This window comes from Campylobacter concisus (assembly GCF_902460595.1).
Lineage (GTDB): Bacteria > Campylobacterota > Campylobacteria > Campylobacterales > Campylobacteraceae > Campylobacter_A > Campylobacter_A concisus_BL.
Map to the genome: position 1 here is coordinate 358,775 of NZ_CABPVA010000001.1, position 22,351 is coordinate 381,125.

Here is a 22,351-nt window from a genome sequence, read left to right on the forward strand (position 1 = left end):
CTTTTGATTTTAGCCAAAAATGCTTAAAATTACTATTTTTTCTTAAATATATCTTTATTTTTTGGGTTTTGCAAAAAGACTGAGGCTGATTTTTTAGCGTGATCGACTTGCTTCTCTTTTGGCTTGTAGATAGAGAAATTTACAAGGATCGGGCTATTTTCAACCAAAATTTGAACCACCGCTCCAAGTGGAAATGATACCACTGAGGCAAAATTTTCACTACCAAAGCCAGCCTCAAAGCTAAGCTCATCTTGCGTTAGCATGGTACTCTCAAGCGTGTAACCACCAAGTGAGAACATAATGACTGGCATGCTAAAGCCACTGCTTATCTCATCTGGCAAACTAGGCTCAAAGCTAACTAGCGGTAAATTTGCCATAACTGAGAAATTTAGCCCCTTTTCAAGCAAAAAATCAATACACTCATAGACGTGCATCTTCATCAAAAGCGCGAATTTCTCATCGTCTAAAATTTCGTCTAACATTTTATTCCTTTTGAAATTTCTAAAAACTCATCTACTAGTTTTTTGACCTCATTTATGCCGATCTGCCAGAAATTTTTATCATCTATATCAAAGCCAAATTTACCCACAAGCTCCCTTGGGCTAAGGCTTCCGCCAAGGCTCAAAAACTCGGTGTAAATTTCAACGAAATTTTTGCATTTGCCGCTTTTATAAAGTCCAAAAAGTGCAAGCACAAGAAGCTGCGCGTAAGAGTAAGCGTAGCAGTAAAATGGCGTGTGGATGAAGTGTGGGATGTAGCTCCACCAAATTTTGTAGTAGTCATTTAGCGTGACGCTTTTGCCAAACATCTTTTTGCTCTCTCTTAGCCAAATTTTATTTAGCTCATCTAGGCTGATCTCGCCCTCGTGTGCGTGCACAGCCCTTTCAAAAGTGGTGAAATTTATCTGGCGATAAAGCGTGGCAAATATATCCTCGATCTTGCCAGCGAGCAGAGAAATTTTCTCTTTTTTGCTAAGGCCATCTTTTATGTGGTCAAAAACTAGCATCTCACAAAAGACTGAAGCCGTCTCAGCCGTGGTTAGTGGGGTGTCTGAGTTTAGGTAGCTTACGCTATATGAGAGCTTTTGATGCACAGCGTGACCAAGCTCGTGAGCTAGCGTAAAAAGGTCTCTACGCTGGTTTGTGTGATTTAGCAAAACATAAGGGTGAGTGTCGCTTGATCCTGAGTGAGAAAATGCCCCACCTCGCTTGTTTGGCGCTGGGTAAACGTCGATCCAGCCGTCATTAAAGGCGCTTTTGGCTATTTCGCCAAATTTAGGTGAAAATGTCCCAAACGCCTTTAAAACTATCTTTTTACACTCATCAAATTTATACTCTCCTTCACTGCTAAGAGGCGCGTATCTGTCGTAGTCATAAAGCTTTTTAAGGCCTAAAATTTCTCTTTTGCGCTCGTAAAATTTAGCAACTAAATCAAAATTTTTCTCAGTTACAGCGATGAGCGAATCAACGCTTTTTTTACTGATTTGATTTTCAAGGTGTCTTGGCTCTTCAGGAAGCTTGAAATTTCGCAGCTCGCAGCTCGTTTTTAGATCGGTTTTTATCATATTATATATGTAGCCAAGAAGGTGCTGGTGCTTGCTAAGCTCGTTTGAAAGGCTTTTGGCGGCCAGTTTTCGCACGCTTTGGTCGCTCTCATGAAGCTTGGCTAAAATCTCTTCTTCATTTAAAAGCTCGCCTTTAAATTTAAACTTCATCTTACTCATGCTCTCATCAAAAAGCCTTGAAAAGCCCTCAGCTCCGGTGCTTGCAGTGCGAAGCAAGACTCTTTCTTCTGCAACGCTTAGCTGGTGCGGTTTTGCTTTGGCGAGGTTGCTTAGATAGTAGCCATATTTTTTGGAGCTTTTTATGATCTCTTCTTGTTTTTTGGGGCTAAACTCATTAAATTTGATCTCAAAAAATATCAAATTTTCATTTGCTTTTGTTGCTATCTCATCGATCTTTGCGTAAAATGCACCCTTGCTTGTATCTTTAGCAAAATTTAAAAAAGCATAAGTCATTACTTTTGAAATTTTAGCTATCAAATTTTCATATTCGCCAAATGCCTTTAAAAACTCGTCTCTTTTTAAATTTTCATAAATTTCAAGGTATTTATCTTTAAATTTCTCGCACTCTTTTTGTAAATTTAGTGCATTTTGTTCGCACTCTTTTTCGTTTGCAAAAAGTGCTTTTAGATCCCAAATTTGCATTATCGTCCTTTAAATTTTTGGGATATTTTACAAAAAAATGGATAAAAGTAAAATTTCAGCCAAAATTTAGCTGAAATTTTATGAAGATTAGTTTGAAGTCTCTGAGGCAACTGCTGTGAAAAGCACGTCTGATGAGCTATTTAGCGCAGTTTCAACTGAGTCTTGGATGACGCCTATCGTAAAGCCAACTGTTACAAACTGCATAGCGATATCGTTGCCAATGCCAAAAAGTCCGCACGCTAATGGCACTAGGAGGAGTGAGCCACCAGCCACGCCAGATGCGCCGCACGCGCCAAGAGCTGAGATGAAGCAAAGAAGAAGCGCATCGCCAAATGTAACTGTGATAGATGGGATAGAATTTACCGCAGTAAGCGCTAGGATGCTAATGGTAACTGCCGCACCACCCATGTTTATGGTGGCTCCTAGTGGGATAGAGATCGAGTAGAGCTCCTCTTTTAGTCCAAGCTTTTTGCAAAGCGCCATATTTACAGGGATGTTTGCAGCAGAGCTTCTTGTAAAAAACGCTGAGATCGCGCTCTCTTTTAGGCATATCATCACAAGTGGATAAGGATTTTTCTTTGTTAGTGCAAAAACCATCGCTGGATAGACGATAAATGCCACCACAAGCATCGCTCCAACAAGAACTAAGATCAGTTTTAGATATCCTGCAAGTGCCTCAAAACCAGTGTCATGAATGCTGATAGCAACCATGCCAAAGATACCAAACGGAGCTAGTCTAATGATAAATTTAACGATATGAGTTACGCCGTCGCTTATATCTTTAAATACCTTTTTGGTCTCAGGTGTGGCATATCTCATAGCGATGCCACCACCAATCGCCCAAGTGATGATGCCTATATAGTTGCCGTTCGCTAGGGCGGTTATAGGGTTTTCGACCATTTTATAGATAAGGTCTTTTAGCACGTTTGTGATGCCTTGAGGTGCTGACATATCAGCGCTTTGCAGACCTTTAAGTGGTATCTCGATAGGAAATAAAAAGCTAGCAATGACTGCCACAACAGCTGCTAAAAAGGTGCCAACAAGGTAGAGTGTGATGATCTTTTGCATGCCTTTTGTGTGGCCAAAATCTTTTAAAATGATAGAGGTTGCAACTAAAACAAAAACAAGAATAGGTGCGATCGCTTTTAGAGCGCCTTTAAACAAATCTCCTAAAACCGAGGCTGAAGCAGCGATAGAATCAGCCGAACTAGCCTTTTCTTTGGCTTCGTCAAGCTGTTTTACTTCATCTTGGCTAAGGCGAGTTTTTATGACTTCATCTACGCTTAAGCCACTCTCTTTTTGGATGGTTTGAATTTTAGCTGAGATTTGGTTGTAAGGGGCTGCCTGATAATGTGTGTAAAAGCCAACTAGGGCACCTAGGATGATACCAACTAAAATTTGAACGATCAAATTTCCATCGGCGTATCTTCTTGCAATATTTTTAAACATATTCATTTGACACCTTAATAAATTAGTTTTTTGTTGATTCTAGCTAAATGATTTTTAAATATAAAGAAATTTAAAAAGATTAATTCGCTTTTTATATAGATTTGTTACAATTGCACGAAAATTTAACCAAGGAAAAGGACGAAAATGTATCTATTTACTTCTGAAGTTGTAAGTCCAGGTCATCCAGATAAATGCGCTGATATCATCGCTGATAGCATTGTTGATACTATCTTAACGCAAGATCCAAATGGACGCGTCGCAAGCGAAGTTTTTGTAGCTGGAAAAAATATAGTAATAGGCGGAGAGATAAACTCAAAGGTAAAACTCTCTTATAAAGACTACGAAAAGATCGTAAAAGACGCTCTTGCACATATTGGATATGACGGAAAGAGCAACTTTACAAAAGAGCAGTGCTTGCATCCAGATGATATCGAGGTCAAAGTTTGCTTAAATCAACAAAGTCCAGATATAAATCAAGGCGTTGATCAAAGCGACGGCGAGATCGGAGCAGGTGATCAAGGCATCATGTTTGGCTTCGCAAGCTGCGAAGCGAAAGAATTTATGCCAGCAGCTATAACTTATGCAAGAATGCTTTGTGAAAAAGTCTATAAATTTGCCAAAGCAAACCCTGATAAGCTTGGTGTTGATATAAAAACACAAGTTACGATTGATTACGGCAGCAAAGATAACTTTGAAAACTGCAAGCCTCAAAGTATCCATACCATCGTCGTCTCTGCACCTTGCGTGGAGAGCATGAAGATAGAAGAGCTTCGCGCACTAATACAAAATTTAATAGATGAAACTGGCCTTCCAAAAGAGCTATATAATAAAGAAAAAACGATCATTTACATAAACCCAACAGGCAGATATGTAAATCACAGCTCACTTCACGATAGCGGCCTAACAGGCAGAAAACTAATTGTTGATAGCTTTGGTGGATATAGCCCGATAGGCGGTGGCGCTCAGTCAAGCAAGGACTACACAAAGGTTGATCGCAGCGGTCTTTACGCAGCGCGCTGGATAGCTAAAAATATCGTAGCAGCTGGTCTTGCTAAAAAATGTATCGTCCAGATAAGCTACGCAATAGGCGTTGCAAAGCCAACTTCAGTTAGCGTTGATACTATGGGAACTCACGCAAACGGCGTAAATGATGACATGCTTTCAAATTTTGTAAGCGAGCATTTTTCTCTGACACCTCGCTGGATAACAAATAAATTTGGTCTTGATAAACCAAGCAAAGAGACATTTTTATATGCAAAAGTAGCTGCAAAAGGTCAAGTGGGAAATGCAAAATACCCTTGGGAAAAGCTTGATGCGGTTGATACTTTCAAGGCTTTACTAAAAAAATAATCAAAAAAGTGGCTTTATCTAAAAAGCCACTTTAAATTTCTTTTAAAACTCATCCCAAAATGCTTTTTTAGGCTTTATGATCTCGCTTTTTGAGCCATTTACGCTGTGATAGACCGCTTTATTATATTTTGTAGCAAGGTGTTTTATCAGCACTCTTTGAAGCAAAGGTTCGCTACTTGGTACAAACCAGCCGTTGTTTGTGATGGCCACGACCGCGTCAAATTCGCCCTTATAAAGCTCCTCTCTTGTTGCCTCGTAGCAGATAGCGTTTCTGATTTTAACTCCGTCTATCTCATAGTCGCTAAAATTTTCAGCCTTTTTAAAGTCGCTAGCTCCGCCAAAAAATAGCTTATTTACCGTATCTTGCATAAATTTTGGCAAAGGAATTTCTTCTCCAAATGGCACTAAAAATTTCTTATCCATTCGCCTTAGAGTGCCATCTTGAAACAAAAATGCAGAGTTATAAATTTGCTTATTTTCATAGGCAAGTGCGCCAGCTACGATGGTTATCTTTTTTGAAAGCTCTTTTAGCTCATCAACAAGCAGTGGCTCATTTGTCATAAATAATGGAAACGCGCTCTCTGGAAGCACGATGAGGCGTTTTTGCTCGGCTATGGCGCTATTTATCAAGTCTAAATTTTCATTTGTAAATTTCATGCGCAAGCTTTTATCCCAGCGCACTCTTTGAGCAACATCGGTGTTTATTAGCTCCACGTCAAATGGCAGAGTTTTTGCCTCGCTACTTTTAAACTGCAAAGCGGCGATCAGACAGATAAAAGCTAGGATAAATTTTAAAATTTTACCTTTTAAACTCAAAGAAATGGCTGCTAAAAAAACAAATATAAGCCCTCTAGTATTTGGCTCAAAAGCCCCTAAAACAAGCGTGGCTTCAAGGTTAAACCAGTTAAAACCAAATGGATGAATGTAGCTTATTAAAAATAGTAAAACGGCTCTTAGTGCTATAAAGCTTGGAAAAGAGGCTATCCAAAATAAAAGTCCATAAACAAGGGCTACAAAGAGGATGACAAATGGTATAAGCCAGACAAGCTCGTAGTAGATAAAACTAAAGCCGATCCAGTAAAACCACAAAATTCCAGTGAAAAAGCCAGCCGCGAAAAATCCAGCTCTGCTTAAATTTATGATGACGAAAATTCCAGCTAGCGTAAGAAAAGGTGAGATGAAATTTAAAATTTGATTTTCAGCCATAGCTAAAAAAATGAAATTAGAAAGCAAAAAAGCACCGACAAAGGCTTTTATTATAATTTTAGTGCTAAAATGTCCGTTTAAAAATCTTACAAATAAGGAAATCCATGCAAAACGCTGATTTTTTAACATCATTACTACCTCTTATTGTGCTTTTCGCCATATTTTACTTTTTGGTTATCAGACCTCAACAAAAACAACAAAAAGCCCACGCAGCAATGCTTGCAGCTCTTGACAAAGGCGATAAGATAGTAACTAATGGCGGACTTATATGCGAAGTGATTAAAGCCGAAAATGATTTTATCAAAGTTAAACTTAACGATGATGTAATCGTTCGTATAGCACGCGAGTTTGTAGCTAAAAAGATCGAAGATAAATAATGCGTAACGCAAGAGTTACATATAGGCTGATTATCTTAATATTAGCCTTGATTTTTGGTTTTGGCTTTTCGGTGCCATCTTTTTTCCAGACTCAAAGTGGAGCTAAAATTTCATTAGGACTTGACCTTCAAGGCGGTCTTCATATGCTTCTTGGTGTTGAAACTAACGAAGCCATCCACTCTAAGATCAAATCAATCGCTGGAAGCATAAATTATTATGCTAAAAAAGAAGATGTGCTTATTGATAAATTTAAGATAAAAGAAGATAGTGTTGATTTTGCGCTGCTTGATAGTGACGAGGCTCCAAAAGTTGATAAGGCACTTGCTGAGATAAAAGGGCTTGATATCAAAAAAGATGGTCTAAACTATCACATCACTCTAACAGAGCAAGAGAGGCTTGATACGATCGAGTATGCGATCTCACAAGCTGTTGAGACCATTAGAAACAGACTTGATCAGTTTGGTTTGGCTGAGCCAACAGTCGCTAGACAAGGTAAAGACAATATCCTAGTCGAACTTCCTGGCATAAAGACTGAAGAAGATGAGCAAAGAGCGAGAGATCTTATCGCAAAGGCTGCTCACTTGCAGCTTATGGCAGTTGATGACAAAAGACAAGATCAAGCTAATACCATGAGCGAGGCTGAGGCCGAAAGCTATGGTGATGTGATCTTTAAAGATGCTAAAAATGACCGCGTAAAATACGTCGTTAAAAATATCCCAGTGCTTGATGGCTCGATGCTAACTGATGCAAAGGTCGCATTCTCTCAGCAAAATAACCTACCGATCATAAATTTTACACTAAATTCAGAAGGCGCTAGAATTTTTGGTGATTTTACTGGCGCAAATGTGGGTAAAAGGCTTGCTATCGTGCTTGACGGCAAGGTCTATTCAGCTCCAGTTATAAACGAAAGAATAGGTGGTGGCAGCGGCCAGATCAGCGGTGGCTTTACCCTTGATGAGGCTCACGACGTAGCGATCGCACTTAGAAGTGGCGCACTTTTAGCACCTGTGAAGATGCTAGAAAAAAGAAGCGTTGGCCCATCTTTAGGCCAAGAGAGCATCAATCAAAGCATGGTTGCTCTTGCTGCTGGATCTATTTTAGTCGTGCTATTTATGCTAGTTTATTATGGAATTTCTGGAATTTTTGCAAATATCGCGCTAGTTGCGGACGTCGTTATATTGGTCGCTGTTATGGCGCTTTTTGGAGCGACTCTTACGCTTCCAGGTATGGCTGGTATCGTGCTAACGATCGGTATGGCGGTTGATGCAAACGTCATCATAAATGAACGTATCCGTGAGCTTTTACGTGAAGGCGTGGCGATAAGAACAGCTGTTCAAAAGGGATATGAGCACGCTATGAGTGCGATCATCGACTCAAACTTAACTACTATCATCACAGTTGCTGTGCTTTATGCTTATGGCACTGGTCCAGTTAAGGGCTTTGCTGTGACAATGGCGATAGGAATCATGGCTTCGATGCTAACAGCCATTTTAGGCACTCACGGCATGTTTGATGCAGTCATGGATAAGATAGAAAAAAGCGGAAATACCAGACTTTGGTTTGGTTATAAAAGGAGCTAGGGATGCAAATTTTTACTAAGGCAAAAGTTTATGATTTTATGCGGTTTAGATTTGTGTCACTCGCATTTTCTATATTTTTATTTGTTGGCTCGATCTTTTTGCTTGCAACAAAGGGTCTAAACTACGGCATCGACTTCTCTGGTGGTACGCTTATCCAGCTAAAATACGACACCAAAGCGCCACTTGATAAAATTCGCGATGCTTTTGGCACAAATGAAGTGCTTAAAAACGCCTCTGTTACTGAGTTTGGAAGCGAAGATGAGGCTGTTATTAGATTTTCAGGATCAAGCTCAAATTTAACTGGCGACATCGGTACTGAGATAAAACAAATTTTAAAAGATACTGGAAATTTTGAAGTAAGACGTGTTGATATCGTTGGTCCAAAGGTTGGTGACGAGCTTAGGCAAAAGGGCTTGATGGCTCTTGGAATTTCACTAATTGGCGTGCTTCTTTATATTACATTTAGATTTGAGTGGAGATTTGCGCTAGCTGCGATCGCAACTGAAATTCACGATATAGTCATAACTGTTGGCGCTATTTCGCTATTTGATATTGATGTAAATTTGGACACGCTAGCTGCTGTTTTAACGGTGCTTGGCTACTCGCTAAACGATACGATCATCATTTTTGATAGGATCAGAGAGGGCATAAAAGAGAGTAAGAGAACTGATATCGAGGGCGTTATCAACGAGTCAGTCTCAGCTACACTTTCAAGAACTATCCTAACCTCAGCCACTACGATGATGACTGTTGTTGTGCTATTTTTGTTTGGCGGAGATATGATACATGGATTTTCATTTATTCTTATCGTTGGTATAGTTATAGGAACGATCAGCTCGATCTACATCTCATCACCATTTCTTATCTGGTTTAAATTTAGCATCGAACATTTTAGAGCTAGAGAGGCTGAGAAGCAAAGGATCAAAAAAGAGCGTGATAAAGAGCGTGCTATGTTTGAAAAAGGCGTTGTGTAAGGAGGGATAATGAACTGGGGAAAAGTTATCTACATATTTTTTGCGTTGATGAGTCTTACGACTACGGCGGAGTTTTTATATGATAAAAACGAGATCGCCCTTTTTGTGGCAGCTAGTATAAATTTAGTTTCTACGCTACTTAAGATTGGCGTTAAAAATTTACTATCAGCTGAGCTTTTTGCAAGCTCTCTGGTTGCTGATTTGCACCTTATACCAGCTTTTGTCATTTTGCAAGTATCTGAAAATGCAACGCTTAGCTATTCATTAGCTATTGGCGCAGTCATTGCAAATATATTTTCACTAGCCTTGGTACTAATAGAATCAAGCAAATCACAAGAAGAATTTTAGGAGAAAAAATGGCTGAGAAGAGAAAATATGAGCCTTTAAAGATAGAAAAAAAATGGCAAGAAATTTGGGATAAAAATGAAGAATTTGAGCCAAAAGATGACTTAAGCTTGCCAAAAAAATATATCCTAAGTATGTTTCCATATCCAAGCGGACGCATACATATGGGACATGTGAGAAACTACTCTATCGGCGATGCGCTGGCTAGATCATATAGAAAAAGCGGCTACAACGTGCTTCATCCTATCGGATTTGATAGCTTTGGTATGCCAGCTGAAAACGCAGCCATAAAACATAAAATTCATCCTAAAATTTGGACTTATGAAAACATCGACTATATGAAAAAAGAGCTTGCAAGCCTTGGCTTTTCGTTTTCTAAAAAGAGAATTTTAGCCACATCTGACCCACTTTACACAAAGTGGGAGCAAAGCTTTTTTATAAAGATGTTTGAAAAAGGGCTTGTTTATAGAAAAAATGCCATCGTAAACTGGTGTGAATACGATCAAACCGTGCTTGCAAACGAGCAGGTTGAAGACGGCAAATGCTGGAGGTGCGGTAATGATGTGGTGCAAAAAGAGCTTCCAGGATATTACTTTAACATCACAAAATACGCTAGCGAGCTACTTGATGACCTAAAGCTTCTTGAGGGCAAATGGCCAAATCAAGTCATCACAATGCAAGAAAACTGGATCGGTAGAAGCTATGGCTTGGAGTTTAAATTTAGCCTTGATGAGGCATCAAAAGAGACTTTGGGCGGTAAATTTGATGGCTTTGAGGTATTTACAACAAGACCTGATACGATTTATGGCGTTAGCTATACAGCCCTTGCGCCAGAGCATCCTATCGTAAAAGCACTACTTGAAAGTGATAAATTTGATGAAAATAAAAAGGCAAAGATAAAAGCAATACTTAATCAAAGCCCAAGAGAGCGTCAAGCAAGCGATAAAGATGGAGAATTTTTAGGAATTTACGTCGTTCATCCACTCACAAATGAAAAGATCCCAGTTTGGGTTGCAAATTTCATCCTAGCTGACTACGGCAGTGGCGCTATCATGGCTGTTCCTGCGCATGACCAAAGAGACTTCGAGTTTGCAAGCAAATTTAATCTACCTATAAAACCAGTCGTAAAGCCGCTTGAGGGCGAGAGTGAGGGCTCAAAAGCATACTCAGAATACGGAGTTGCTATAAATTCTGAGCTTATAAACGGCCTTAGCTCAGAGGATGCCAAAAGCTTTATAATAGAGAAATTTGAAAAAGATGGTCTTGGCAAAAGGATCACAAACTACAAACTAAGAGACTGGGGAATCTCTCGCCAAAGATACTGGGGTGCGCCGATACCTGTCGTGCACTGCAAATGCTGCGGCGTAGTGCCTGAAAAAGAGGAAAATTTACCTATCGCACTGCCTGAAGATGTAAAGATCACAGGCGAGGGCAACCCACTTGATAAACATCCAACTTGGAAATTTACAAAGTGTCCAAAATGCGGCAAAGACGCGATCAGAGAGACTGATACGATGGATACATTCGTAGAGAGTAGCTGGTATTTTGCTAGATTTGCAAGTGATGAAAAGAGTTGGGAGCAAAAAGCACTTGATGAAAAGAGCGTGAATTATTGGATGAATGTAGATCAGTACATCGGCGGTATCGAGCATGCGATCTTGCACCTTTTATACGCTAGATTTTTCCAAAAGGTCTTAAGGGATCTTGGCTATCTAAGAGACGATGAGCCGTTTGAAAATTTACTAACTCAAGGCATGGTCTTAAAAGATGGCAAAAAGATGAGTAAAAGCAAGGGCAACGTCGTAGACCCTGATGATATCATAAATAGATACGGCGCCGATACAGCAAGGCTTTTTATCCTATTTGCTGCTCCTCCTCAAAAAGAGCTTGAGTGGAACGACAGCGCAGTTGAGGGCGCATTTAGGTTTTTAAATAGGCTTTGGGAGAAGGCGCAAACTATCAAAAAGATAGATAAATTGCCTGAGATAGATCACGAAAGCTTAAATAAAGATGAGAAATTTGCAAGGCTTAAAATTTATGAAGCGCTTAAAAAATCAACCGAGGTTTTTGGCGATACATTTGCTTTTAACACTTTAATCGCTGCTTGCATGGAGGCTCTAAACGCTATAAATGCGCAGGATAATGAGAACGTAAATGCTGAGGGCTTTTTCATCATCTTAAATTTACTAGAACCTATCGTGCCGCATATCGCAAATGAGCTTAGCGAAGAGCTTTTTGGCAGAAAAAATTTCACAAAGATAGCTGTAAAAGAAGAGGTCTTTGTAAAAGATAGCATCGCTCTTGCAGTTACAGTTAATGGCAAGAAAAGGGCTGAGTTTGAAGTAGCAGCGAGTGAGAGTGAGAGTGAAATTTTAAAACAAGCTAAGCAAAATGTGGCTAAATGGCTTGAAGGAAAAGAAATTTTAAAAGAGATTTATATAAAAGGCAAATTAGTAAATTTTGTCATTAAAGGATAAATTTTGAGATATTTTTTAGCGTTTTTTATTGCTATATTTATCTGCGGATGTGGCTATAAACCAGTTTCAAAGATCTCGCAGGATTTGGTTGGAGATAGAGTTTATGTTGATGTTATCATCAGCAAAGAAGAGCCAAAAAATAGTGTCTGGATAAAAGATGCCGTAAAAGAGGGCATGGTCGCAAGGCTAAATAAGAGTTTATCTAGCAAAGAGAGCGCTGATACTTCGATAATTGTCTCAGTGCAAAATTTAACCTATGAAGCGATAATCTATGATGAATACGGCTATATCACATCGTATAAAGCTTTTTTAATTCTAAACTATAAAACCAAATTTAAAGATGGTCGTGTCATAGATATACCTGCTACTGGCGAGTATGATTTTAGTGTGGCAAGACGTCAAAAAGATGTAAGATTTGCCGATAGTGTTCTTAGCGATACTCAAAAGTATGAAGCTATAAAAGAGGCCTCAAAAGAGGCGTTTGATGAGTATATCGCAAATTTAGCTGTAAAAGGATATAAAAATGGCAGCAGTAACCGTTAGTCAAATAGTCAAGGAGGCCTTGAGCGAGATAAAAGATCGCCATTTGATGCTAACGCCAGAAAATTACACCGAAGTTTATAATGAAATTTCTAAAAAATATGGCTTTACTACCGAAGAGAGCAAAAAGATAGAAAAATATATCTCAAGGCTTGGTGATGACTATAAGGCGCAAGCTATAAGCCTTCATATAAAAACGGTTGATGAGTTTGTAGCTTTTATGACCGCTAGGCTCTCTCATGGTGCTAAAAATGGCACAGCACAAGTGGTTGATGATAAAAAGTTAAAGTCACTAAACGCCTTTGCAAGAAGAATCCTCCAAGCTATCTCTATGCTTCACAACAAAGACGCAAAAGCTCTAGCGGAGCAGGGCATGCAGCTACTTGCTAGAAGATATGATGAGAAAAATCTTGAAGAGATGTGCCTTAAATGGTTTGACTTTGTAAGCTCTTACGATACTGAATTTTTGGACTTTTTGAAATATTATGGCGTGAGAGACTTTGACGATCTAAAGACGATGACCGCCGAGCTTGAGAAATTTCTTAGTCAAAAAAATGATGGCGGTGATGAAAATGCGCTAGTTGAGCTTTTAAATTTTGCCCTTGAGCCTTCTATCACAAAGGAGCTTGGCGAAGAGCTTAGCAACATTAGAAGCGTTTTAAAGCAAAATCCACAAAGCCTAAATAGCAAAGAAATTCAAGATAAGATAAAGACCTTTGTTGATCGCAGGATAGAAGAGGATAGAAGCGAGATCATCGAAAAAGTGGGCTCGATAAATAACATCTTGCAAAACATAGGCGATAGAATTTCTGACATCGCAGCTAGCTCAAAAAGTAGCTCAGCTAAGGCGCAAAGTATCAAAAACGACCTTAAAAAGGTAAATTTAAATGAAAATAGCATTGATCATGTAAAGAGCATGCTTATCGAGATCGCGGGTGCCTTGGAGATCGAGAGTAAGGAGCTTGGCCTTGAGATGAACAGCAAGCAAGCGACCATTTCTGAGCTTCAAAACAGGGTTATTAGCCTAGAAAAAGAGCTTGAAGCTGCTAAACTTGAGAGTAAAGAGGACTTTTTAACCAAAGTGGCTACAAAAAGAGCTTTGATGAGTGAAATTCAGCGTATCGAAGAGGCTTATAAACGTTACGGCACGGACTATTCGATCTGCTTTGTTGATATTGACTTCTTTAAAAAGATAAACGACACCTACGGACACGAAGCTGGCGACGTGATACTTTCAGCCGTGGCTCAAGTGCTTAAGAAAAATGCTAGAAAGGTTGATTTTGTTGGTAGATATGGTGGCGAGGAATTTGTCATTTTGCTACCAAGTACGAGCCTAAAAGATGGTGTTAGATTTGGCGAGAAGCTAAGAAGCATGATCGAAAATTTCAAATTTATCTATAAAAACGAGCGCATCAAAGTTACTATTAGCTCTGGTGTGGCAACAAGAAGCGCAAATTTAAGCGATACGATGACGCTTGAGGGCGCTGATAAGATGCTCTATCTTTCAAAAGAGGGCGGCAGAAACCAAGTCATGCCAAAGATAATCGAGGAAAAATGAGCCTAGCGAAATTTCTTGACGGCAAGCCACTTTACTACAAAGAGATCGACTATGGCAGGATCATAAGGGCTTATGATACGATCAAAGGCCATCTAAAACCTTTTAAGATAATCCACATCATCGGCACAAATGGCAAAGGTAGCACGGGTCGCTTTTTAGCGCAAATTTTAAGCCAAAATGGCGCAAAAGTAGGCCACTACACGAGCCCACATATATTTAAATTTAACGAGCGATTTTGGCTAAATGGCGAGGTCGCTAGCGATGAAATTTTAGAGGTAGCTCACGAGCGTTTGCAAGCTCTTTTGAGTGATGAGTACAAGATAAAAACGAGCTATTTTGAGTATATGACGCTGCTTTCTGCGGTGCTTTTTGAGGGTTGCGACTACTTTGTCTGCGAGGCTGGCATGGGCGGCGTGCTGGATGCGACAAATGTCTTTGAAAAAGAGCTAAGCATCTTTACTCCGATCGGCTTTGACCACACGGCGATATTAGGCAATAGCTTAGAAGAAATTTCACGCACCAAATTTGAAGCCATGGGCAAAAGAGCTATTTTAAATGATGAGATGAACGAGATAAGTGTGGCTATCGCAAAAGAGATCGCAAGCGAAAAAGGCGCAACTCTGAGCTTTCCAAGAGAAATTTTGACCAAAGAAAATTTAAACGAGATCGCAAACTACGCAGATAAATTTAATCTTCCAGAGTTTTTGCGCTCAAATTTAACTCTAGCCTACGCCGCAGCTAAAATTTTAGATAGTAGCATAGATATTAAAAAGCTTGGCGCTCTATCACTTCGTGGCAGATGCGAAAAGATCGCTTCAAATTTATACGTGGATGTCGGTCACAACGAGCTTGGCGCTAAGGCTGTGGCTAAGAAATTTAGTTCAAAAGAGTTTGGCGGTAAGAAGCTAACACTAATTTATAACTCGTTTTTAGATAAAGACTTCAAGGCGGTTTTGGCAGCTCTAAAGCCAGCCATTGAGGACGTGCTACTTTATCACTACCACTGCGAGGGCAGGGAGCTTGGCGGAGAGCTCATAAACAAAGCGCTAAACGAGCTTGAAATTTCTTATAGAGAGTTTGAGCCAAGCGATATGAACGATATAAAAGAGGCAAAAAACGGCAAAATTTACCTAGCATTTGGTTCGTTTCACCTAGCCGAAGCCTTTTTAAAAGAGTACTATGCAAGCAAAGGTCTATGAGTATCTTTTAACACACGTCCCACAAATTCTCATCTGCGAAGATGATAAAGAGGCTGCACTCTGCGCCGATGCGGCCAGTTTTGCTGGCTTTAGCGCCTTTAAACTACCTGATTTTAGAGCTAAAAAGGGCGATGATCTAAGAAGCTTTAACGAGGAGCTCTTTGAAATTTCATCCGTTCTTAGCAAATACTATAAATTTGATGGCAAAAAGATCATCATAAGCCCATTTAGCACGCTTTTAAACCCACTTCCAACGCAAAAAAACTTAGAAAGCTCAACGATCAAGCTAAAAGATAATCTAAATTTAAGCGAATTTGCCGACTTGCTCATACGATTTGGCTACGAGTGCGTCGATATCGTTGAGAGCGTTGGTGAGTTTAGCATACGCGGCGAAGTGATCGACATTTACGGCGTAAATATGGACGATCCTGTTAGAATTTTACTCTTTGGCGATGAGGTGGAGAGCATCAGAAACTACAACACCGCCACGCAAATTAGCAACAAAAATGAGCTAAGCGAAGCCGAGATCGTGCCATTTATCGCAAATTTGAGCAAAGATGAGTTTGAAAAAGTTAGCCAAAAGATCGAAGATATGCAAAGCGACGCTTTGGTGAGCGATCTAAATTCGCTTGGATTTTGGGCGATAGATAGCTTTAGCGACTACTTGAAAGTTTTTGACTCAAAGCTTGTTAAAAAGATCGATTTTGAAATTTATGATGCGCCTGAGGAGAAATTTAAGGGCATTGAAATTTTGCCTGAGCCAAAGGTCTATAAAGACCTAGAAGTTACTTTAAATTTTGACTTTTTTGAGCTAAATAAGAGCAAAAGCATAACCGTTCTTTCAAGAAATGAAGGGCTTTTTAAGGGCTATGAGCTTGATGGCTTTGCAAATGTCAAGCTTGAAATTTCGCCCCTTGTAGTAAATTTAACCTCAAGCGACAAGATCGTAGTCTCACTAAATAAATTTGAGAAAAAAAGGCGAGCAAAACGCTCAAGCCTCGTGGTAGATGAGCTAAAAATAAATGACTACGTCGTGCATGAAGATTATGGTATAGGCAGATTTTTGGGGCTTGAAAAGATAAAAGTTTTAGGCGCGACGAAGGAATTTGTGGTTATTGCCTACCAAAATGACGACAAGCTTCTTTTGCCGGTCGAGCATCTAAATTTGATAGACCGCTACATCGCTCAAAATGGCTCTATGGCGGTGCTTGATCGCTTAGGCAAGGCAAATTTTGCAAAGATAAAAGAGAAAGTTAGAGAAAAACTCTTTGCGATCGCCTCAAAGATCGTGGCGATGGCGGCAAAAAGAGAGCTAATCGCAGGCAAAATTTTACAAAAAGAGGATATCTCTTATCTAAATTTCGTCCAAGACGCTGGCTTTTCATATACGAGCGACCAGCAAAAGGCGGTAAATGATATAAAAGATGAGCTAAAAAGCGGCAAGGTGATGGATAGGCTGCTTAGCGGAGATGTTGGCTTTGGCAAGACTGAAGTTGCGATGAATGCCATATTTACCTGCATAAAATCAGGCTTTAGCGCATTTTTCTTTGTGCCAACGACGCTTCTTAGCTCGCAGCACTACAAGACGTTAAGCCAGAGATTTAGCAAATTTGGCATAAAGGTCTTTAGGCTGGATCGCTTCTCAAGTGCCAAAGAAAAATCAAGCCTGCAAAAAGCGCTAAAAGAAAATGAGCCCATAGTTTGCGTGGGTACGCATGCGCTTCTTGGCGTAAAGGCTGAAAATTTAGGGCTTATCGTCGTTGATGAGGAGCATAAATTTGGCGTTAAGCAAAAAGAGCAGCTAAAAGAAATTTCTCAGCACTCACACATCCTAAGTATGAGCGCCACGCCGATACCAAGAAGCCTAAATATGGCGCTTAGCAAGATAAAAACATATAGCATTTTAGCCACTCCGCCAAGCTCGAGGCTGGATGTGAGAACAAGCGTGAGAGAGTGGGACGAAAAGGTCGTCAAAGAGGCTATCATGCGTGAGCTAAGACGCGGTGGGCAGACCTTTTACATCCACAACCATATCGCAGACATCGAGCAGACGGCAAATGAGCTAAGAAAAATTTTGCCAAAGCTTAGAATTTTGATACTTCACTCAAAGATAAATGCAAAAGTCGCTGAAGATGAGATGATGAAATTTGAGCGGGGCGAGTATGACTTGCTACTTTGCACTAGCATCGTTGAAAGCGGCATCCACTTGCCAAATGCAAACACTATAATCGTAGAAAATGCTAATAAATTTGGTATGGCTGACCTGCACCAGCTGCGCGGGCGAGTTGGCAGAAGCGACAAGCAGGCTTACTGCTACTTTTTGGTAGAAGATAAAGATGCCATTAGCAAAGACGCACTAAAACGACTTGTGGCACTCGAGGGCAACTCATTTTTGGGCGCTGGCTCGGTGCTAGCCTATCACGACCTTGAGATAAGGGGCGGGGGTAACATCATCGGCGAGGCGCAAAGCGGTCACATCGAGGCTATCGGCTACTCGCTATATCTAAAGATGCTAGAAGATGAGATAAACAAGCTTCTTAATCAAGACTCTGCAAAGCTTGACAAGATCGATCTAAAGCTTAGCGTGAGCGCCTTTTTAAATCAAGAATTTATAAGAGAAGATAGGCTAAGACTTGAAATTTATAGGCGCCTTAGCAAATGCAAAGAAGTGAGTGAGGTTTACGAGATACAAAGCGAGCTTGAGGATAGATTTGGCAAGATAGATACCTTTACAAAGCAGTTTTTAGACCTTATCATCATCAAAATTTTAGCCCTAAAAGCTGGTATAAAGACTATCTCAAACAGCGAGCAAAATATACTAATAACAAAAAATGATGACGAGAAGATCAGGCTAAAGTCACGCAGCAAGGACGACGACGATGTTTTGGCTGAAATTTTGGTCTATCTAAGAAAGGATAAGAAATGATAGATTGGGGTGTGAAGTACGCAGCGATTTATAAGAGCACAAAAGGGATGTTAAAACCAGTTGAGGATATCGATTTTGTCGATATCGACTCACTTTATGGACTAGAGAAACAAAAAGAAATTTTGCTAAAAAATACTAGAAATTTTATAGCTGGCGACGAGGCAAATCACGTGCTTCTTTGGGGCGAGAGAGGATGTGGCAAGTCAAGCCTTGTAAGGGCTGTTTTTACTAAATTTTATAAAGAGGGGCTTCGCATCATCGAGATCGGCTGCGAGGATCTAAAATACCTTGGCGACATCATCGACGAGATCAGAAAGAGCGAGTTTAAATTTATCATTTTCTGCGATGATCTAAGCTTTGAAAATGGCAGCAATGAGTATAAATTTCTAAAGCCTATCATGGACGGCTCTATCCAAAAGCCGCCAAAGAACGTCCTTTTATACGCCACATCAAATCGCAGACATCTAATAAGCGAGTTTAAAAGCGAAAATGAAAACTCAGAGCTAATAGACGGAGAAATCCACTACAGCGACGCAGCTCAGGAGAAAATTTCGCTCTCAGACCGCTTTGGTCTTTGGATCAGCTTTTACCAAGGCAACTACGACGAGTACCTAAAAATGGTTGATTTTTACTTTAAGGACTACACTGGCGACAAAGAGGAGCTTCATACGCTTGCTAAAAATTTCGCCACGCTAAGAGCCAGCAGAAGTGGCAGGACGGCAAAGCAGTTTTATCTAACTTTTAAAGAAAATTTAAAATGAGATCAACTGATCTGTTCTTGGCTCTGCTAAATCACAAAAGTAGAAATTTTGACGAGCTAAAATGGCCAGGCGAGGGCACTTTTGAGGTTGTTTTAGGAGCTATTTTGGTGCAAAATACCAACTGGAAAAATGTTGAAAAAGCGCTAGATAATCTAAAAAAAGCCAGCAAAGATAGCCTGCAGGGCATTTGCGCGCTTGAAAATAGCGAGCTTGCCACACTCATAAAGCCAAGTGGCTTTTACAACACAAAGGCAAAACGGCTAAAGACGCTTTGCCTAGCTATAAAAAATGAATTTGGTGACTTTGAAAACTTTAAAGAAAACGCTAGCCGTGAGTGGCTCATAAGCGTAAAAGGCGTTGGCGCTGAGACTTGCGACGCGATACTTGCTTATGCTTGCGGCAAGCCTTACATGGTCGTTGATGCTTATGCGCTTAGGATAATGGCATATTTTGACTACATTTTTGAGAGCTACGACGAGGCGGCTGAGTGGTTTAGTTCGCTTGATTATGATGAAATTTATAAATTTCTTGATAGTGATAAATTTGATGAGGTTGAAGTTTTAAAGCTCTATCATGCACTTATTTTGGAGTTTTGCAAAGAGAATTTCAAAGGCAAAATTTTAAGCCAAAGCGGACAAAAGGTGCTTGATAACATTAAAAATTAAAAATTTTATTTTAAATTTAGCGCAAATTAGGACTTTTTATGTTTTATTTTAAATTCTATGCTAAATTTACGAGAAATTTATTTTAGGAGAAGTGATGATCTACGATAACATCGTAAAAACGATCGGTAATACACCTATCGTAAAGGTTAAAACAGGTGCTGACGAGGCTGAAATTTACGTAAAATTAGAGTTTTTTAACCCAGGCGGCTCTGTAAAAGATAGGATCGCATTTAATATGATCACAAAAATGCTAGCTGATGGCACGCTAAAACATGGCGACACTATCGTTGAGCCAACAAGCGGAAATACAGGTATCGGCGTAGCTATGTGCGGCGCTGCGCTTGGCTTTAAAGTGATCCTTTGCATGCCTGAGAGCATGAGTATCGAAAGACGCAAGATCGTTGCAGCTTATGGCGCTCATCTTGAGCTAACTCCTGCAGCTGGCGGTATGAAAGCAGCGATCGCAAGAGCTACTGAGCTAGCTTCTCAGCCAAATCATGTAATGCTAAGCCAGTTTGAAAACAAGTATAACCCACAAGCTCACGAGCTAACAACAGCTGCTGAGATCGTGGCTGATTTTAGCAAGCTTGATGCCTTTGTAGCAGGCGTTGGCACAGGTGGTACGATAAGCGGTGTGGCAAAGGTTCTAAAAGAAAAAGGCTATGACACTAAGATCATCGCAGTAGAGCCTGAAGCATCACCAGTTTTAAGTGGCGGCAACCCAGGACCACATAAAATTCAAGGCATCGGAGCTGGATTTTTACCAAATACAATGGATATGAGCCTAGTTAGCGAAGTAGAAAAAGTAAGCAACGATGACGCACTAAACGCAGCTAGAGCGATCGCAAAGAGCGATAGCTTGATGATAGGCATAAGTGGCGGCGCTTCTTACGTGGCTGCAAAAAGAGTGGCTAAAAGACTTGGCGCTGGCAAAAAAGTGCTTTTCATAGCTCCAGATAACGGCGAGAGATACCTAAGTACAGAGCTTTACGGAGCGTAAAAATATGTGGGAGAGTCTAAAAGAGCTAGTTCAAACCGTCCGTGAAAAAGACCCATCGGTGCATAGTTGTTGCTTTTTGGCGATACTTATAAACACTCCTGGCATCCATGCGGTTTTATTTCACAAAATTTCTCATTTTTTATATGAGAAAAAGTGGTTTTTTCTAGCTAGACTCATCTCGCAAATAGCAAGATTTCTAACAGGCATCGAGATCCACCCGGGTGCTAAGATCGGTAGGAGATTTTTCATAGATCACGGCATGGGCGTGGTTATCGGCGAGACAGCTGAGGTTGGGGATGATGTGATGATGTATCATCAAGTGACACTTGGAGGCACTGGCAAAGAGTGTGGCAAACGCCATCCAACCGTTAAAAATGGCGTCACTATCGCCGCTGGCTCAAAGATACTTGGGGCTATAACGATCGGCGAAAATGCCAAGATCGGCGCAAACTCAGTCGTGCTAAAAAATGTCCCAGCAAACGCAACAGTAGTAGGCATACCAGCAAGAGTTGTCAGAGTAAATGGGACAAAATTTGAACCAGAATTTATCATTTAAAATTTAAATTTACTCTCACTACACCATAAAAATGCAAATTTTTGATACGGCAAATTTACTATCCACTATGCTGCCAGCGTTTTTTAGCTTTGCGCTGCCTATTATAATATTTGTCATTTTAGTAAATTTGATAACAAAATTTATCAGGCGAAAGATGCGCCAAAAAACTTACGTAAAATTTAACCAAAGAAATATAGCTGATACGCTTAGCGTAAAAGAGATAGCAAAGAAATTTGGCAAAAACGCAAAAGATGTAAATGAGGTTTTATTAAATTTAGGCTTTATAAAAAAATGTGACAATGGCTACAACGTAACAGATGTTGGCAAATACTATGGTAGCAAGCAAAATTTCTACATGGGCAAAGCAAGCGTTAGATGGGACGAGAGGCTACTTTGTAATGAAAATTTCATAGACGAGATTACAAAAGCTGGCGAAAAATCTAGCAAAAAAGAGCAAAAAGAAGACTTTAGAGAGAAATTTAAGGCTGAATACCGAACAAACGACGGTCACTATGTAAGAAGTAGGGCAGAGCTAGTTATAGCAAACTGGCTTTTTGCTGAGGGCATAGCCTATGCTTATGAAAAAAGAGTGCCGATAAAAGAAGATGTCTATTGTGATTTTTACATACCAAAAGGCAAGGTCTATGTTGAATTTTGGGGCTTGGAAGATGACGAGGCATATATAAAAAGAAAAGAGCAAAAGATAGAGCTTTATAAAAAATACAATCTAAATTTAATAGAAATAGACAACAATACAATCAACAACATCGATGACTATCTGCCAAAAGAGCTTTTGAAATTTGGTGTGAGTTTAAATTTATAGAAAAAAGGGGCGAGCGCCCCTGTGATTATTTTAAAGTTTGGATGTATTCAGCTACTGCTTTTGCATCTTCATCGCTCATTGGAGTAGCGATAGGTTTCATCATAGCACCAAGACCAAATTTATTTGCTCCTGTTTTGTAGCCTTTTAGAGCTGCTTCGATAGCTGCTGCATCAAGTGATGTTAAAGCTGGAACTTTGTTATTGAAAACTTTTTCAGCTTTAGCGCCATGACAGGCAACGCATTTTTTATAGATAGTAGCGCCATCTGCAGCGAAAGCAGCAGTTGAAAGTAGTGCTGCAACACTTGAAACGATTAGTAGTTTTTTCATTTGTCATCCTTTTTAAAAAACGTGCTGGCAT

Annotated in this window: 20 protein-coding genes; 15 read left to right on the forward strand and 5 right to left on the reverse strand. The window is 39.9% G+C overall.

The features are described from left to right. Positions 1 to 32: 32 nt before the first annotated feature. The 3 genes from F3G86_RS10305 to sstT all read right to left on the reverse strand — a co-directional run bounded on the left by F3G86_RS10305 (position 33) and on the right by sstT (position 3,661). Positions 33 to 482, reverse strand: a complete 450-nt coding sequence (locus F3G86_RS10305; RefSeq protein WP_012139975.1) for a hypothetical protein — start codon at positions 480 to 482, stop codon at positions 33 to 35. After that, on the reverse strand, positions 476 to 2,206 hold the full coding sequence (locus F3G86_RS01740) for a M3 family oligoendopeptidase (protein ID WP_188116402.1): 1,731 nt from the start codon (positions 2,204 to 2,206) through the stop codon (positions 476 to 478). The genes F3G86_RS10305 and F3G86_RS01740 overlap by 7 nt, the downstream gene beginning before the upstream one ends. 87 nt (positions 2,207 to 2,293) lie before the next feature. Next, positions 2,294 to 3,661: a serine/threonine transporter SstT gene (gene sstT, locus F3G86_RS01745; protein ID WP_411160678.1), complete on the reverse strand. Its 1,368-nt coding sequence runs from the start codon at positions 3,659 to 3,661 to the stop codon at positions 2,294 to 2,296. Between the two features lie 138 nt (positions 3,662 to 3,799). Here sstT and metK point away from each other — a divergent pair, with 138 nt between their 5' ends. Beyond that, complete coding sequence (gene metK, locus F3G86_RS01750) at positions 3,800 to 5,005, forward strand: methionine adenosyltransferase (RefSeq protein ID WP_021084435.1); 1,206 nt, start codon at positions 3,800 to 3,802, stop codon at positions 5,003 to 5,005. Positions 5,006 to 5,047: 42 nt separating this feature from the next. Here metK and F3G86_RS01755 read toward each other — a convergent pair whose 3' ends face one another. Continuing rightward, positions 5,048 to 6,340, reverse strand: a complete 1,293-nt coding sequence (locus tag F3G86_RS01755; protein ID WP_188116403.1) for an apolipoprotein N-acyltransferase — start codon at positions 6,338 to 6,340, stop codon at positions 5,048 to 5,050. Between F3G86_RS01755 and yajC the strand changes: the two genes are divergently transcribed. The 14 genes from yajC to F3G86_RS01825 all read left to right on the forward strand — a co-directional run bounded on the left by yajC (position 6,316) and on the right by F3G86_RS01825 (position 21,992). Continuing rightward, positions 6,316 to 6,588 carry a preprotein translocase subunit YajC gene (gene yajC / locus F3G86_RS01760; RefSeq protein ID WP_149722805.1) on the forward strand — a complete coding sequence of 91 codons (273 nt, stop codon included), beginning with the start codon at positions 6,316 to 6,318 and terminating at the stop codon, positions 6,586 to 6,588. The genes F3G86_RS01755 and yajC overlap by 25 nt on opposite strands. Then, a complete protein-coding gene (gene secD, locus F3G86_RS01765) occupies positions 6,588 to 8,168 on the forward strand; it encodes a protein translocase subunit SecD (RefSeq protein WP_103647639.1) in 1,581 nt (526 codons plus the stop codon). The genes yajC and secD overlap by 1 nt, the downstream gene beginning before the upstream one ends. A 2-nt stretch (positions 8,169 to 8,170) precedes the next feature. Next, on the forward strand, positions 8,171 to 9,142 hold the full coding sequence (secF, locus tag F3G86_RS01770; RefSeq protein ID WP_012139969.1) for a protein translocase subunit SecF: 972 nt from the start codon (positions 8,171 to 8,173) through the stop codon (positions 9,140 to 9,142). Between the two features lie 9 nt (positions 9,143 to 9,151). Beyond that, on the forward strand, positions 9,152 to 9,490 hold the full coding sequence (locus F3G86_RS01775) for a DUF6394 family protein (RefSeq protein ID WP_002942000.1): 339 nt from the start codon (positions 9,152 to 9,154) through the stop codon (positions 9,488 to 9,490). A gap of 8 nt (positions 9,491 to 9,498) precedes the next feature. Next, the gene (gene leuS / locus F3G86_RS01780; protein WP_149722806.1) at positions 9,499 to 11,964 is read left to right on the forward strand and encodes a leucine--tRNA ligase; all 2,466 of its coding nucleotides are present in this window, start codon (positions 9,499 to 9,501) and stop codon (positions 11,962 to 11,964) included. A gap of 3 nt (positions 11,965 to 11,967) precedes the next feature. Further along, positions 11,968 to 12,507, forward strand: a complete 540-nt coding sequence (gene lptE, locus F3G86_RS01785) for an LPS assembly lipoprotein LptE (protein ID WP_149722807.1) — start codon at positions 11,968 to 11,970, stop codon at positions 12,505 to 12,507. Further along, positions 12,488 to 14,062, forward strand: a complete 1,575-nt coding sequence (locus tag F3G86_RS01790) for a GGDEF domain-containing protein (RefSeq protein WP_149722808.1) — start codon at positions 12,488 to 12,490, stop codon at positions 14,060 to 14,062. The genes lptE and F3G86_RS01790 overlap by 20 nt, the downstream gene beginning before the upstream one ends. Then, complete coding sequence (locus F3G86_RS01795; RefSeq protein ID WP_149722809.1) at positions 14,059 to 15,261, forward strand: Mur ligase family protein; 1,203 nt, start codon at positions 14,059 to 14,061, stop codon at positions 15,259 to 15,261. The genes F3G86_RS01790 and F3G86_RS01795 overlap by 4 nt, the downstream gene beginning before the upstream one ends. Next, on the forward strand, positions 15,242 to 18,187 hold the full coding sequence (gene mfd / locus F3G86_RS01800) for a transcription-repair coupling factor (RefSeq protein WP_149722810.1): 2,946 nt from the start codon (positions 15,242 to 15,244) through the stop codon (positions 18,185 to 18,187). Before F3G86_RS01795 ends, mfd begins: the two co-directional genes overlap by 20 nt. After that, positions 18,184 to 18,948: an ATP-binding protein gene (locus F3G86_RS01805; protein ID WP_021085579.1), complete on the forward strand. Its 765-nt coding sequence runs from the start codon at positions 18,184 to 18,186 to the stop codon at positions 18,946 to 18,948. The genes mfd and F3G86_RS01805 overlap by 4 nt, the downstream gene beginning before the upstream one ends. Beyond that, positions 18,945 to 19,613 (forward strand): endonuclease III domain-containing protein, encoded by a 669-nt coding sequence (locus tag F3G86_RS01810; RefSeq protein ID WP_149722811.1) that lies wholly within the window; start codon positions 18,945 to 18,947, stop codon positions 19,611 to 19,613. The genes F3G86_RS01805 and F3G86_RS01810 overlap by 4 nt, the downstream gene beginning before the upstream one ends. 94 nt (positions 19,614 to 19,707) lie before the next feature. Further along, positions 19,708 to 20,613 carry a cysteine synthase A gene (gene cysK, locus F3G86_RS01815; RefSeq protein WP_149722812.1) on the forward strand — a complete coding sequence of 302 codons (906 nt, stop codon included), beginning with the start codon at positions 19,708 to 19,710 and terminating at the stop codon, positions 20,611 to 20,613. Between the two features lie 4 nt (positions 20,614 to 20,617). Next, positions 20,618 to 21,169 (forward strand): serine O-acetyltransferase EpsC, encoded by a 552-nt coding sequence (epsC, locus tag F3G86_RS01820; RefSeq protein WP_002941946.1) that lies wholly within the window; start codon positions 20,618 to 20,620, stop codon positions 21,167 to 21,169. A gap of 31 nt (positions 21,170 to 21,200) precedes the next feature. Beyond that, positions 21,201 to 21,992 carry a hypothetical protein gene (locus tag F3G86_RS01825; protein WP_223228529.1) on the forward strand — a complete coding sequence of 264 codons (792 nt, stop codon included), beginning with the start codon at positions 21,201 to 21,203 and terminating at the stop codon, positions 21,990 to 21,992. 25 nt (positions 21,993 to 22,017) lie between these two features. Here F3G86_RS01825 and F3G86_RS01830 read toward each other — a convergent pair whose 3' ends face one another. After that, complete coding sequence (locus tag F3G86_RS01830; protein WP_009294052.1) at positions 22,018 to 22,320, reverse strand: c-type cytochrome; 303 nt, start codon at positions 22,318 to 22,320, stop codon at positions 22,018 to 22,020. Positions 22,321 to 22,351: the final 31 nt, after the last annotated feature.

Bases quoted from the DNA above. Each gene is read 5' to 3' on its own strand.
- leuS (WP_149722806.1), top strand. From the start codon at position 9,499: ATGGCTGAGAAGAGAAAATATGAGCCTTTAAAGATAGAAAAAAAATGG.
- secD (WP_103647639.1), top strand. From the start codon at position 6,588: ATGCGTAACGCAAGAGTTACATATAGGCTGATTATCTTAATATTAGCC.
- cysK (WP_149722812.1), top strand. From the start codon at position 19,708: ATGATCTACGATAACATCGTAAAAACGATCGGTAATACACCTATCGTA.
- F3G86_RS01830 (WP_009294052.1), bottom strand. From the start codon at position 22,320: ATGAAAAAACTACTAATCGTTTCAAGTGTTGCAGCACTACTTTCAACT.
- F3G86_RS01805 (WP_021085579.1), top strand. From the start codon at position 18,184: ATGATAGATTGGGGTGTGAAGTACGCAGCGATTTATAAGAGCACAAAA.
- sstT (WP_411160678.1), bottom strand. From the start codon at position 3,661: ATGAATATGTTTAAAAATATTGCAAGAAGATACGCCGATGGAAATTTG.
- metK (WP_021084435.1), top strand. From the start codon at position 3,800: ATGTATCTATTTACTTCTGAAGTTGTAAGTCCAGGTCATCCAGATAAA.
- F3G86_RS01775 (WP_002942000.1), top strand. From the start codon at position 9,152: ATGAACTGGGGAAAAGTTATCTACATATTTTTTGCGTTGATGAGTCTT.
- yajC (WP_149722805.1), top strand. From the start codon at position 6,316: ATGCAAAACGCTGATTTTTTAACATCATTACTACCTCTTATTGTGCTT.
- secF (WP_012139969.1), top strand. From the start codon at position 8,171: ATGCAAATTTTTACTAAGGCAAAAGTTTATGATTTTATGCGGTTTAGA.
- F3G86_RS01795 (WP_149722809.1), top strand. From the start codon at position 14,059: ATGAGCCTAGCGAAATTTCTTGACGGCAAGCCACTTTACTACAAAGAG.
- mfd (WP_149722810.1), top strand. From the start codon at position 15,242: ATGCAAGCAAAGGTCTATGAGTATCTTTTAACACACGTCCCACAAATT.
- F3G86_RS01810 (WP_149722811.1), top strand. From the start codon at position 18,945: ATGAGATCAACTGATCTGTTCTTGGCTCTGCTAAATCACAAAAGTAGA.
- F3G86_RS01755 (WP_188116403.1), bottom strand. From the start codon at position 6,340: ATGTTAAAAAATCAGCGTTTTGCATGGATTTCCTTATTTGTAAGATTT.
- epsC (WP_002941946.1), top strand. From the start codon at position 20,618: ATGTGGGAGAGTCTAAAAGAGCTAGTTCAAACCGTCCGTGAAAAAGAC.
- F3G86_RS01825 (WP_223228529.1), top strand. From the start codon at position 21,201: ATGCAAATTTTTGATACGGCAAATTTACTATCCACTATGCTGCCAGCG.
- F3G86_RS01740 (WP_188116402.1), bottom strand. From the start codon at position 2,206: ATGCAAATTTGGGATCTAAAAGCACTTTTTGCAAACGAAAAAGAGTGC.
- F3G86_RS10305 (WP_012139975.1), bottom strand. From the start codon at position 482: ATGTTAGACGAAATTTTAGACGATGAGAAATTCGCGCTTTTGATGAAG.
- F3G86_RS01790 (WP_149722808.1), top strand. From the start codon at position 12,488: ATGGCAGCAGTAACCGTTAGTCAAATAGTCAAGGAGGCCTTGAGCGAG.